This is a genomic window from Butyrivibrio sp. X503, from assembly GCF_003625475.1.
GTDB lineage: Bacteria > Bacillota > Clostridia > Lachnospirales > Lachnospiraceae > Butyrivibrio.
Genome location: NZ_RAIQ01000002.1, coordinates 324856 through 338069 on the forward strand (window position 1 = coordinate 324856; position 13214 = coordinate 338069).

Genomic DNA, 13214 nt, shown 5'->3' on the forward strand with positions numbered 1-13214 from the left:
TCAATCAAATTATCAGTTATTTCTTGTCATCTTCTTTAGAGCAGATAAATCCGCAGTCTTGGTTACTGCAAACAAGCTTATTGCTCTTGGCAACCATAAGGCTTCCGCACTTAGGACAACTCTTGTCGACAGGTCTTGCCCATGACATGAAATCACACTCGGGATTATCGATGCATCCGTAGAAGATACGGCCTTTTCTGGTACGTTTCATTACGATGTCCTTGCCGCACTTAGGACACTTAACACCAATCTTTTCATAGTAAGGCTTGGTGTTCTTGCACTCGGGGAATCCCGGACATGCAAGGAACTTACCGTGAGGACCGTATTTGATAACAAGGTTTCTTCCGCAAACCTCACATATCTCATCGGTAACTTCATCCTGGACCTGAATCTTCTCCATCTCTTTCTCTGCTGCGCTTACAGCCTCTTCAAGATCAGGATAGAAATTCTTTATAACGGTCTTCCATTTAACGCTGCCTTCCGCGATACCGTCGAGAAGCGCCTCCATGTTGGAAGTAAAGTTAACATCAACAATCTGAGGAAATGCATCCATCATCATCTTGTTAACTGCCTGTCCTAGCTCGGTGATATAAAGACTCTTATTCTCCTTGGTAATATAGTGTCTTGCCATGATCGTAGAGATTGTCGGAGCATAGGTAGAAGGTCTTCCTATTCCGAGAGCCTCAAGATCGTGAACAAGTGAAGCCTCCGTATAATGAGGAGCAGGCTGTGTGAAATGCTGATCCGATTCGAAGGAATCAAATGAAAGCTTAGAATCAGGGCTTAAATTTGAGCTGATAACGTTCTTTTCGATCTGATCCTCATCGTCAGTATAAACATTTAAAAATCCGTCAAAAACAGTCTTTGATGCTGCAAGGGTAAAGCGGTGCTCACCTGCATCGATTTTAACCGAAGTGGTCTCATACTTGGCCGCAGCCATTCTGCTCGCCATAAAACGTCTCCAGATAAGCTGATAAAGCCTGAACTGATCTCTTGAAAGGAAGTCCTTAACCTTAACCGGAGTCTTATCAACATAAGTAGGTCTGATAGCTTCGTGTGCATCCTGGATCTTAACATCTTTTTTCTTGGAAACGGATCCGTCAGCAAGATACTTATCTCCGAAGTTCTCTTTAATATAATCATTAGCCGCAGCAACTGCTTCATCAGATACTCTGGTTGAATCCGTTCTGAGGTAAGTGATAAGACCGACTGTTCCTTCACTTCCAAGATCGATTCCTTCATAAAGCTGCTGAGCTACTCTCATTGTCTTCTGAGTAGAGAAATTGAGTGCCTTTGATGCCTCCTGTTGAAGAGTTGAGGTTGTAAAAGGAAGCGGAGCCTTCTTGGTTCTCTCGCCTGTCTTAATATCCGAAACATTATAGCTCTTGCCCTTCAATGAAGCGCAGATTGCATCAAGCTCTTCCTTGGTCTCTATCTCTTTCTTCTCATTGCCCTTGCCGTAATAATGAGCAACGATAGGCTTCTTCTCGCCTGCTATATCAAGTTTAACGTCAAGTGTCCAATATTCCTTGGGAATAAATGAATCGATCTCTTCTTCTCTGTCGGCAATAATTCTGAGCGCTACAGATTGTACTCTACCGGCGGAAAGACCTCTCTTGATCTTGGACCACAATAACGGTGAAATGCTGTAACCAACCATTCTGTCAAGGACACGCCTTGCCTGTTGGGCATCAACAAGATTCATGTCGATGTCTCTTGGATGTTTCATAGCTTCTTTTACCGCATTTTTGGTGATCTCATTGAATGTGACTCTCTGGATCTTGGCCTCGCCCTCTTTTAACTTAAGAGCTGAGATAAGATGCCAGGAAATAGCTTCTCCTTCGCGGTCCGGGTCGGTTGCGAGATACACTTTGTCGGCTTTCTTAACCTGCTTCCTAAGTGCCGCAAGGACGTCTCCTTTTCCGCGAATTGTAATATACTTGGGCTCAAAGTCGTGCTCGATGTCGACGCCCATCTGACTCCTCGGAAGATCTCTGACATGTCCGTTGCTGGCCGCGACTTCATATCCCGAGCCGAGGAATTTCTTTATAGCCTTAACCTTTGTCGGTGACTCAACAATAAGAAGTGAATTTTTCTTTGATACTGGTTTCTTAGTTGCCATTACTGTAAATACAACCCCTTCATACAAAATTTACTCACGTTCTTATTAATATACACTTTAATACTTTTCGTCAACCCTAAAATTTTAGCAGACTCTTTTTACAGGCCCGCCGCAAGATGGTGTCTCGTCTTTTCCTCATACATCATTCTGTCTGCATGGTCTATAAGATCTTTGATCTGCATCTTACTATTGCGCTTAAAGACAGAAATACCCGTACTTACAGAAAGCTCCATTTCGCCCATGTTGCTCCACTCGATAAGTGAAACCGCCTTTTTTATACTGTCTACACGCTCTTTCAAAATCTTTTCATCGGATATTGAAGTGACAACGCAGAATTCGTCACCGCCAAAGCGTCCGACAACCGTATCATCATCAAAAGTTTCTTTTAAAATATCAGCAATAGCGGACAAAACCTCGTCACCTGCTCTGTGTCCGAATCTGTCGTTAATAAGCTTAAAATAATCAATGTCAACCATAATAACGGAGAATGATTTGAACATTCCGTCACCGGCTGCCTTCTTCAGAGCCTTGTCAATTCCTCTTCTGTTTACAACACCGGTAAGATAATCCATATTTACGTCGCACCTTTGCACATAAATAAAGAGAATAAGGAATGCAAATACCGTCGCTGCATATGCAAAATTGATTCCCGAAATAACAAACTGAGAAACTATGCCGACACCGACAATAATGGGAAGTGCTAGAAGCGGCGTCCTATAAACGGAAATAATGGCATTTCTGTAATAGATGATATAAGCAAGTATGCAAAAGCAAGCCATAGCATGGAAAAAGAGTCTTACATAAAAGAGCTGACCTCTATGGTAGCCTGCAATGTCATACAAATAGAACCAATTAAATTTAAACAAAGTGGAAAATGTAACCAGAACAAAATTACTGATGGCGTACACCTTAACGGGCATTATGAAAAAGCCGCTAAGGTCGTCAACCAGCTCATCTTTCTTAACGAAACAATCAATATAATTGATCGCGAAAAGAAATCCGAAGGGATCGAGTGCGAAGATAACGTATGTGGCAAATTTAGAGAAGCCTGTAAATGTTCCACCTACAAGCACTCCTATATCGATAAGAGCAGAGGCAATAACGAGAATTGCCAAAATTCCTATCAGCTTTGTAAAACTAAGATTTGATTTGGATTTCCTATCATTTTCCTGAAAGATCAGAAGCATCATTGCCAAAGAAAATGTGTAGATATTTATTACCAAATCCCCTAAACAAGCCATATTCATACCATTACCCCACAGTTATATGAATATCATCATTTCCTTCTCCCTAATAAACCCATACACATTTTTACTACGAAGTCAGAAAAAATACAAGAGGCCTTTTCACTTTAAGTAAATAAAGCCACCAGCCCCCATGGGGATCAAGTGGACTTTTTGTATATTTTATAAAAATTGTATAAACAAAAATCGCGTGTTATCCCAAAACACTGCTATCACTTATCTGATGCTTTCTTCAATTTTTTCAGATAGCCACCTTGCCCATTCTTCCATGCCTTCACCGGTCTTTGCACAGATGGGAATGATCTTGGCATTGGGATTTCTCATAAGTATGTTCTCTTTACATTTTTCAAGATCAAAATCAAAGTAAGGCATGACATCGATCTTATTTATAAGAACAACATCACAGATAGAAAACATAAGAGGATACTTAAGAGGCTTATCATGACCTTCAGGAACGGAAAGGATCATCGCATTCTTGGTACTTCCCGTATCAAACTCGGCAGGACATACAAGATTTCCGACGTTCTCAAGTACAGCGAAATCAACATCCTCAACACCAAGCTCTTTTATTCCCTGTCTTGTCATATCCGCATCGAGATGGCACATTCCGCCGGTATGAAGCTGGATTGACTTTACACCGCATTCTGCGATCTTGATCGCATCAACATCCGAATCGATATCGGCTTCCATAACACCTATCCTGTATTTATCTTTCAAAAGTTCTATCGTTCTCGTAAGAGTAGTTGTCTTTCCAGATCCGGGCGAAGACATAAGATTCAAAAGAAATGTCTTACTTTCTTTAAGATCTTTTCTGAGCTTCTCTGCATCCAGATCGTTGTCATCCAGAATACTTCTCTTTACTTCAACCACACGTACATTACCCATAGCATTCTCCTTTTAAGAAAATAATTGTCTTTTTCTTTCAATCATATCATCTATCTGCTCCATGTAGAGCTTGACATCCTTGACATTATCGCACCTTTCTATCCTGCCTCCAAAGCCGTAAACTCTCTTTGTGACCGTACCGGCACCAAGTGCGACGATTGACTGAACCTCTTCATTTATAAGAATATTGTAGATACCGGCTTTTCCTTCTCTAGCATATCCGGTATTTTCATAATTGCCGCTTATATTCTTCTGACGATAAAGATAATACGGAAGAAGTCCCATATCGGCAGCTCCTTCCGAAGCTTCTTTTATCATCTTGGACATGACAAGCGCTTCTTCCTCCTCGCCGTGCAGGATATTCCCCTTTCCCTTGGCATCAGCCTTCTTTTCCAAAAGAATCTCCGCTAGCTTGGAGCCTCTTTTGATAGCGAGAGAATGAACGGTAAGGTCGTCGGGATTAAGCTTTTTTATCTCCTCCATGGTATAAGCGACATCTCTTTCATCTTCGCCGGGAAGACCAAGAATAATATCCATATTGATATTATCAAATCCTTCTTCCCTTGCAAGCTTAAAAGCATCGACAAGCTCTTTTACGCTGTGTCTTCTGCCTATCAATTCCAAAGTTTCATCCTTCATGGACTGAGGATTAACGGATATTCTTGTTACTCCCAGTTTTTTCATTGTTTGAAGCTTTTCTCTTGTTATGGAATCGGGCCTTCCGGATTCAACTGTAAGCTCTTTTACCTTGGAAGTATCGAGCTTGTCATAGACATAAGACAAAAGTCTTTCGATCTGATGAGGCTCAAGTGTAGTCGGTGTGCCGCCTCCAATATAAATTGTATCAAGCGTTTTATCTTTAAAATTCTCAGCGACATAATCAATCTCTTTTTCAAGGCAAGAAAGATAATTATCAACAATATTGGCATATGCACCTATAGGATAAGCCGTAAATGAACAATAAAGACATCTTGTCGGGCAAAATGGAATTCCTATATAGAGGCTGTAGCCATTCTCATAATCGATATCTTTAAGGATCTCTTTTTCCCTGTGTGCGATAAGAAGGCTCAACTCGATCTTCTCATCACTTACAAAATAAGTGTCTTTCATATATGCACGAACTTCGTCGTCAGTATAGCCTTCATCCAAAAGATTCATCACTATCCTTGTAGGTCTGATTCCCGTAAGGTTGCCCCAGGGAAGCTCTTTCCCCGTCTCTTTCGATAAAAGCTTGTAGATATTCCTCTTAAGCTCGTTTTTATCGACATCGACATCAATATGATAGACTATCTCATCGCCGCATGAATCTTCGAAAAAATCACCCGACGAAGGGACAACTTTAACATCCACTTTAGAAAAAAAAGCCTTGAAAAGGGAATGTACGTCATATGCATATTTATCTTGTGAAATATAAACCTTAACCATCAAAAACACCTTAAAAAAGAGCCGCAAACAAAACGGCTCTTTTTATTCCGATTACAGTAATTCAAAAAAACGGATTGTAATCCTTCTCATGACCGATCGTAGTCATCTCGCCATGTCCCGGATAAACATAAGTATCATCGGGAAGGACAAATAATCTTTCTTTAACGGATCTTACAAGCTCGCTTGTTGAACTGGTAGGAAAATCGGTTCTTCCTACCGATTCCTCAAATAATGTATCGCCGCTGATAAGAATGTCGCCGTCTTCAAAATAATAACAGCAGCCTCCGGATGTATGACCGGGAGTCGCCAAAAGCTTACAGGAAAGATTCGCAGCCTCAATTATATCTTCGTCTTTGTACAATATGTCAGGAGTTATGCTCATGTTCATTCCGTAATAATTGGAAAGATTAAGATGAGGATCCTTGCATATGGCAAGTTCTTTTTCATAACAACCGACTTTGGCGTTAGTGAGGTTCTTAAGTTCCTCTACGCCGCCTATATGATCGAAATGACCATGTGTTAAAAGAATAAGATCCACAACAAAGTCTTTTTCGGAAAGATAGTCATATATATACTGCCCTTTGTCGCCGGGATCGAAGCATATTACATGCTTCTTGCCATTCTCATCGGTCTTTTCAGGATCAAAAACAAAATAAAAGTTGGTAGCAACCATGCCGAGTGTAAGTAAACCGACATTAAGTTTTCTTTTTGCCATCAGCCTGTTGTCCTTTCGATGTCAATTACGCTGTCAATCTGCCTGATCTTATCAACTATACCACGAAGCTGTTCTCTTGAAGATACACGGAAAGAAGTCTCCATCGTAGCAAGTCCCTGCTTGCTGGTTCTTGTATTCATAGAAATGATATCGATATCTTTCTCGGTAAGAGCTCTTGAAATATCAGCAAGAAGACCGCTTCTGTTGTTGGCAAATATCTTGATCGTAGCTGCATACTGACTTCCCGTTGTGGAATCTGACTGCCACCTAGCCTCGATAAGCCTTGTTCTGTCCTCTTCCTGCATCTTGATAACATTGACGCAGTCTTTTCTGTGGATAGACACGCCTCTTCCTCGAGTAACAAAGCCGCAGATATCATCACCTGGGACGGGATTACAGCACTTGGAAAATCTTACCGCAACGTCGTGAACGCCTTTAACTATAATGGCATTGTCGGAACCCGAAACCTGCGGAGTAATATTGGACTCCGCAACTGCAGCAAGCACTTCCTCATCGGTGATATTACGCTTGTGCTCTTTTTCACCGAGTTCAAGCATCTTGTTGATGATCTGACCTTCCTTGAGTCCGCCGTGTCCGACCGCAGCAAGAACAGCGTTCCAATCATGGAAGCCGTATTTTCTTATAACAATATTCTGAAATTCAGGCTTGGAAATCGCAAAAAGATCTATTCCCTTACTGCGACAGTACTCTATAAGGAGTTCTCTACCCTTGGCGATATTCTCCTCTTTAAGCTCATGCCTGAACCACTGATTTATCTTATTCTTGGTTGATGTAGCCTTTGCAATGGCAAGCCAGTCTCTGCTCGGGCCTCTTGAATTCTGGCTGGTGATAACCTCAACTCTGTCGCCGTTTTGGATCTTATAATCAATCGGCACGAGTTTACCGTTAACTTTGGCACCTATCATCTTGTTACCTACAGCACTGTGAACACTGTACGCGAAATCGATAGGCGTAGAACCTGCAGGAAGGTTTTTGACTTCTCCTGTAGGGGTAAAACAATAAACATCCTCTGAGAAAAGGTTGAGGTCACTCTTTAGAAGGTTCATGAACTCCTGGTTGTCAGACATGTCCTGTTGCCATTCCAATATCTGACGAAGCCAGATGAGCTTCTCCTCTTCTCCGTTTTCGGCCTTTTTACCGTCGGATGCTTCCTTATATTTCCAATGGGCAGCGATACCGTATTCAGCAGCTCTATGCATGTCATAGGTACGTATCTGAATCTCGAAGGGCTGACCCGTCTGTCCGATAAGCGTCGTATGTAAAGACTGATACATATTGGGCTTGGGCATGGCGATGTAATCCTTGAATCTTCCGGGAATAGGCTTATACATCTCGTGAATGACTCCAAGAGCCGCATAACAGTCTTTAACGGTCGCAACAATAATCCTTATGGCAAAAAGATCGTATATCTGATCGAGAGTCTTGTTCTGATTGCGCATTTTCTTATATATACTGAAGAAATGCTTAACTCTTCCGTTGACGTCACCGATGATTCCGGCATCTGCAATAGCCTTTCTGACATTGGCACAGATATCCTCAACGTATTTCTCTCTCTCGCTCTTTCTTACGGAAACCTTCTCCACAAGATCATAGTAAACATCGGGTTTAAGATATTTAAGTGAAAGGTCATCAAGCTCTACCTTGATACGGCTGATACCGAGTCTTCCCGCTATAGGAGAATAAATATCAAGGGTCTCCTGAGCAATCCTGGACTGCTTCTCGGGAGGCATATGAGCAAGAGTTCTCATATTATGAAGTCTGTCGGCAAGTTTGATCAGAATGACTCTGATATCCTTGGCCATGGCAAGGAACATCTTACGAAGGTTCTGAGCCTGCATATCAAGCTGTTCCTGCGTCTTATTGGCATTATCTGTTGAAAGCTGCAGAGCCGTCAACTTGGTAACACCGTCAACAAGTAACGCAACATCCGCGCCAAACTCCGCTTCGACCTCTTCCTTGGTGTAGATCGTATCTTCTACAACATCATGAAGAAGGCCGGCTGCTATAGTCTCTTTATCCATTTCGAGGTCAGCAAGGATTATGGCAACACAAAGAGGGTGAATAATATAAGGTTCACCCGATTTGCGTAACTGGTCCTTGTGAGCTTCAGACGCTGTGTTGTAAGCCTTTTCAATAAGAGATATATCATCCGAAGGGTGATACTTTCTGACTCTCTCTATAAGTCCTTCATAGAGCTTATCAGGCGCCTGAAATTCCTCAATGGCTTCAATTTTTCCGTCATCGAAGTCCTGCGGCATGTAGATTACTTCCCTTCGTAGCTTATTGCAGCATCAAGTCTGTACTTGCTGATTCTTTCTCTTCCTTTAAGTCCCTTAAGTTCCATAAGGACTAAAACTCCGGCAACTTCGCCGCCGAGCATCTCGACAAGCTTGATCATTGCCTCGATTGTTCCGCCTGTAGCCATAAGGTCATCAACAAGAAGTACCTTCTGACCGGGCTTAATGGCATCCTTGTGAAGCTCAAGAACAGCCTTGCCGTACTCAAGATCGTATTCTACCTCGATAGTATCGCAAGGAAGCTTGCCCTTCTTACGAACAGGAACAAGAGCTTTTCCTCTGTTATATGCAATGGGTGCGCTAAAGATAAAGCCTCTGGATTCCGCACCAAGAACAACGTCAAAATCCAAATCCTTAACCAGATCCTGCATCTTGTCGATTGCAAGCTTAAATCCGTCCGGATCCTGCAAAACAGAAGTGATGTCTCTGAACATTATTCCCTCCTCAGGGAAATTGGGAATGGTTCTAACGTAATCTTTTAAATCTTTCATAATGAAAATCCTCTCTACCTTTGCGCTAAAACGCACCGGCAATAAAAAATTTTATTTCAGCATATTATTATATCACAATCTGACTGCATTTGAATAATTATATTTCCAATTTCTCTTGTCAAATGGGCATCCTGAATGTATAATCATTTTTGTGCCACGTACAAAGCGGTATGCTGGAATAGCGCAGTTGGTAGCGCAACTGATTCGTAATCAGTAGGTCGAGGGTTCAAGTCCCTTTTCCAGCTTTAAATAAAAAAGAAGGCTTTATCAGCCTTCTTTTTTTATTACTTTTTCTTCAGCGAGCGTTTGGTCTTTGTTTTCTTGGAGATGCTCTTGATAGCCTCCTTGGAAACTATGTTGAAGATGCGCTCTTCTTCTATCTTGGCGTATTTCTCTTCAATGGCCTTTTCTTCGTTTGCGAGCTCTGCTTCGTATTTCTTTTTAAGCTCTGCAAGAAGCTTTTGTTCTTCTTCGTTTTGTTTTTCTTTAAGAGCAGTTAGTTTTTCGTCACGCTCTTTTTCCTTCTTGATCTCCTCTTCTTCCTTTATCGCACGTATCTTCTTCTCCTGCTGTGTGTAAGGAGTAAACGAGAAGATTGCAAGCGAAACGGGAGCAAGCTTTATGTTAACGGAATAATCGCGTCCGTCAGCCTCTTTTCTTTTGGCTTCAATCTTGCCTTCGTTAAGAAGTCCGGAACCTCCGTAACTTACATCGTCGCTGTTAAAGATTTCGGTATATCTTCCGTCTGCAATAACTCCGATGTCATATTCCCTCTCAATTCCTGCCATGTTGGCAACAATGAGAAGTATCTCTTTTTCATCGGTACTCTTCCTTGCAAAAGAGACCATGCAGTCATCGGCTGCAAGATTATTGATCCACTCAAATCCGCCCTCTACGCTGTCAAGCTGATGGAGTGCATCATGTTCTTTGTAAAGTGCATTTAGTTTGGACAGCATATTTTCAACAAAAACAGACTGATCAACAGTAAGCGCATCAGGCTCCATGTAGATGTGCTTTCTACCGGGATGCACCATCATAAAGCTAAGCGCCAGTCTTAGATTAGCCATCTTCTGGCTTGAATCTCCGGGCATCAGATAATAGAGCCCCTCAAGTCCCTTCTCAAGCTCCTCATGCGTAAAGCTCAATATAAACCGCTCTGTATAGCTGTAGATAATGCTAAACGTAAGCTCATCGTGATGGCCTGACCTAAACAAAGGATCGTTTTGCATATATGAAAGAAAATCTCTTGTCCAGCCGTTGTTCCACTTATAATCAAATCCGAGTCCGCCATCATCTATACCGTCTGTAACCTGAGGCCAACAAGCAGTTTCCTTTGTGATCATAAATACTCCGGGGTTATCTTTATGTACGGCTGTAGTTAGCTGCTTAAGAAACTCGAGTGCCTCAAGATTCTCATTGCCTCCGTAGATATTGGGCATCCATTCGCCGGGTTTTCTGTCATAGTCAAGATAAAGTATCCTTGAGATATCGGAAATCCTAAGCCCGTCAACGTGATATTTTTCAATCCAGAAAAGAGCGTTCGAAACAAGGAAATTCGTAACTTCTTTTCTACCGTAATCAAATATCAGATCGCCTGATTTTGGATGAATACCGACTCTCGGGTCTTCATATTCATAAAGAGCTTTACCGTCAAAATCACTAAGTCCGTAAGACGCCTTGGGAAAGAACGTTGGTACCCAGTCAAGGATTACTCTGATGCCGTTCTCATGCATCGTGTTTACAAAGTTCATAAACTCTTCAGGCTTACCGTTGGCATCATCAAGAGCAAAGAAATCAAGAATATGATAAAAATGCTCGGGGATATGCTTCATTACAGGCATAAGCTCAACTGTATCAAAGCCGTGATCCGTAACATAATTAAGAATATCCTGAGTGATTTCTTCTATCGTGCTCTTATGCTCATGCCTTTCCGCAAACGCATCAAGAGAAAGCTCACAGATAGAAAGTGAACCTTCATCCTTATCAAATTTCTTTCTTGCGGCGATCCATTTTTCATCTGTCCATTTAAAAGGAGCAAACTTATTTATAACGGAAATCACGCCGTTTTCGCCTTTTGATTTTGTAGCATACGGATCGGGTCTTTTGTATATATGACCGCTTCTTGTCTTAACTTCAAATTGATAGCCGTCGTCAACCTTGGCGCCCGGAACGAATATCTCAAAAATTCCGATAGGGTCCAGCCTGTGCATCTGACACATTCTTCCGTCCCAGTTATTGAAATCGCCAATAACGCTCACTCTGGCAGCAGAAGGAGCCCATACCGCGAACTGCGTGCCTGCTACTCCGCCACGCCTCATGGGATGAGCTCCTAATTTTTCATAGATACGGTAATGAATACCGCTTCCGAACTTTATAAAATCCTCGCGATCCATTGAAGGTCCGAAGGAATACGGATCGATCACAGTTTCCTGCTTATCGTTTTCATCGGTAATAATGAATTTGTATTTAAGCTTATCGACATACGGAATGATAACCGCATAAAACCCCGCTTCGTCGGCAAGCTCCATTTCATAAGCCTTCTTGGTATTCTCAACAAGAACGCTTACAGACTTTGCATTTGGATAAAATGCCTGCACAAGATAGTTACCTCCAACCTTATGTGCTCCGAGTATTCTGTGTGGATCGTCTCCATCAGAATAAATAATCTCTTCAATCTCCGGCCAGTTCATCATCTTGTACAGTCTGTTATTCACTATGGTCCCCTCCAAATAAAAAACAATATTCAAATTGTTGTTATTTAGATAATTGTACCATTAATTTCGTGAATAAATAACCCACTTAAGAGCTTAGGCTCAAACCAAGTTGACTTTGGAGGCATAAGTCTCTTCTCATCAGCGACCGCAAAAAGCTCCGAAATAGATGTTGGATACATTGAAAACGCAAGCTTCATGTCACTGTGGCATCTGTCTTCCAACTCCTTAAGGCCTCTGATACCTCCAACGAAATCAATTCTCTTATCCGTTCTGGGATCACCGATACCAAGAATAGGAGAAAGAACTTCATTCTGCAAAACGGAAACATCGAGTCCGTCTACCGCGTCGCTCTTTAATATGTCTGCATGAGCGGACAATCTGAACCACTCATCATCGATAAAGAGTCCAAACTCGCCTTTTTTAGCGGGTTTAACAGCTTCATTTTCTTTTACAAGATCAAACTTCTCTTTAAGCTTGTCAAAAAACTCTTCCTTGGAAAGTCCGTTAAGATCCTTAACCACACGGTTGTAATCCATGATCATAAGCTCGTTGTCAGGGAAAAGAACCGAGAGGAAATAGTCATATTCCTGCTTGCCGCGAACCTTTCCTTCATTCTCTTCTCTTTTCTTAAGCCCGACCTTAACCGCAGATGCACATCTGTGATGACCATCCGCAATATAAACGGCATCGATGGTAGCAAAGATCCTGCTGATCGTATCGGTCTCCTCTTTGTCATCAATAACCCATACTCTGGACTTCACGTCATCTGCAGAAACAAAATCATAAACAGGTTCATCAACTTCCTTAACCTTATTAATAAGATCGGAAAGCATCTTATTTTCTCTGTAGCATAGGAAAATGGGGCCCGTCTGAGCTTCACAGTTATAGACATGCTTGATTCTGTCTTCTTCCTTGTCAGCTCTTGTATTCTCATGCTTCTTGATAACTCCGTTTAAATAGTCATCAATGGAAGCGCAGGCTACTATTCCGGTCTGAGTTCTGCCGTTCATTGTCTGCTCATATATGTAATAGCTCTTTTCTTCGTCTTGAACAAAGACACCGCTCTCCATCTGTTCATGAAGCATGTCATGCGCCTTCTTGTAAACTTCGGGAGCGTACATGTCATGATCCGGTTCAAACTGTGTCTCCGGTCTGTCTATAGCAAGAAAAGACTCAGGGTTTTCTTTTACATATTCAAGAGCCTCTTTTCTGCTAAAAACATCATAGGGAAGAGCCGCAACTCTTCCCACTTTTTCTTTTGTCGGTCTGTATGCCTTAAAAGGTCTGATATCCGCCATAA

General features: G+C 41.9%; 9 protein-coding genes and 1 tRNA gene. 1 reads left to right on the forward strand and 9 read right to left on the reverse strand.

The window, feature by feature from the left end; genetic code table 11:
• Positions 1-16 precede the first annotated feature (16 nt).
• The 7 genes from topA to D6853_RS04425 form a co-directional block, all read right to left on the reverse strand.
• On the reverse strand, positions 17-2122 hold the full coding sequence (gene topA / locus D6853_RS04395; protein WP_120656752.1) for a type I DNA topoisomerase: 2106 nt from the start codon (positions 2120-2122) through the stop codon (positions 17-19).
• A gap of 98 nt (positions 2123-2220) precedes the next feature.
• Positions 2221-3369: a GGDEF domain-containing protein gene (locus D6853_RS04400; RefSeq protein ID WP_120656754.1), complete on the reverse strand. Its 1149-nt coding sequence runs from the start codon at positions 3367-3369 to the stop codon at positions 2221-2223.
• Between the two features lie 213 nt (positions 3370-3582).
• On the reverse strand, positions 3583-4251 hold the full coding sequence (gene hypB / locus D6853_RS04405) for a hydrogenase nickel incorporation protein HypB (protein WP_120656755.1): 669 nt from the start codon (positions 4249-4251) through the stop codon (positions 3583-3585).
• A gap of 12 nt (positions 4252-4263) precedes the next feature.
• Positions 4264-5676, reverse strand: a complete 1413-nt coding sequence (gene hemZ, locus D6853_RS04410) for a coproporphyrinogen dehydrogenase HemZ (protein WP_120656757.1) — start codon at positions 5674-5676, stop codon at positions 4264-4266.
• A 61-nt stretch (positions 5677-5737) separates the two neighbouring features.
• Positions 5738-6391, reverse strand: coding sequence for an MBL fold metallo-hydrolase (locus D6853_RS04415; RefSeq protein ID WP_120656759.1), 654 nt, complete (start codon positions 6389-6391; stop codon positions 5738-5740).
• Entirely contained in the window at positions 6391-8670 is a 2280-nt protein-coding gene (locus D6853_RS04420; protein ID WP_120656761.1) for a RelA/SpoT family protein, read from the reverse strand. Before D6853_RS04420 ends, D6853_RS04415 begins: the two co-directional genes overlap by 1 nt.
• Before the next feature lie 5 nt (positions 8671-8675).
• Positions 8676-9200, reverse strand: a complete 525-nt coding sequence (locus D6853_RS04425) for an adenine phosphoribosyltransferase (RefSeq protein WP_120656762.1) — start codon at positions 9198-9200, stop codon at positions 8676-8678.
• A 172-nt stretch (positions 9201-9372) separates the two neighbouring features.
• On the opposite strand from D6853_RS04425, the gene D6853_RS04430 reads away from it, so the two are divergent.
• A tRNA-Thr gene (locus tag D6853_RS04430) sits at positions 9373-9445 on the forward strand.
• 39 nt (positions 9446-9484) lie between these two features.
• On the opposite strand, the gene glgB is transcribed toward D6853_RS04430, so the two are convergent.
• Together glgB and D6853_RS04440 are read right to left on the reverse strand one after the other, a co-directional pair.
• The gene (glgB, locus tag D6853_RS04435; protein WP_120656764.1) at positions 9485-11914 is read right to left on the reverse strand and encodes a 1,4-alpha-glucan branching protein GlgB; all 2430 of its coding nucleotides are present in this window, start codon (positions 11912-11914) and stop codon (positions 9485-9487) included.
• Between the two features lie 44 nt (positions 11915-11958).
• Entirely contained in the window at positions 11959-13212 is a 1254-nt protein-coding gene (locus D6853_RS04440; protein WP_120656766.1) for a DUF1015 domain-containing protein, read from the reverse strand.
• Between the last annotated feature and the right edge of the window lie 2 nt (positions 13213-13214).

Excerpts from the sequence above, each read along its gene's own strand:
- topA (WP_120656752.1), bottom strand. The coding sequence starts at position 2,122 with ATGGCAACTAAGAAACCAGTATCAAAGAAAAATTCACTTCTTATTGTT.
- D6853_RS04400 (WP_120656754.1), bottom strand. The coding sequence starts at position 3,369 with ATGAATATGGCTTGTTTAGGGGATTTGGTAATAAATATCTACACATTT.
- hypB (WP_120656755.1), bottom strand. The coding sequence starts at position 4,251 with ATGGGTAATGTACGTGTGGTTGAAGTAAAGAGAAGTATTCTGGATGAC.
- hemZ (WP_120656757.1), bottom strand. The coding sequence starts at position 5,676 with ATGGTTAAGGTTTATATTTCACAAGATAAATATGCATATGACGTACAT.
- D6853_RS04415 (WP_120656759.1), bottom strand. The coding sequence starts at position 6,391 with ATGGCAAAAAGAAAACTTAATGTCGGTTTACTTACACTCGGCATGGTT.
- D6853_RS04420 (WP_120656761.1), bottom strand. The coding sequence starts at position 8,670 with ATGCCGCAGGACTTCGATGACGGAAAAATTGAAGCCATTGAGGAATTT.
- D6853_RS04425 (WP_120656762.1), bottom strand. The coding sequence starts at position 9,200 with ATGAAAGATTTAAAAGATTACGTTAGAACCATTCCCAATTTCCCTGAG.
- D6853_RS04440 (WP_120656766.1), bottom strand. The coding sequence starts at position 13,212 with ATGGCGGATATCAGACCTTTTAAGGCATACAGACCGACAAAAGAAAAA.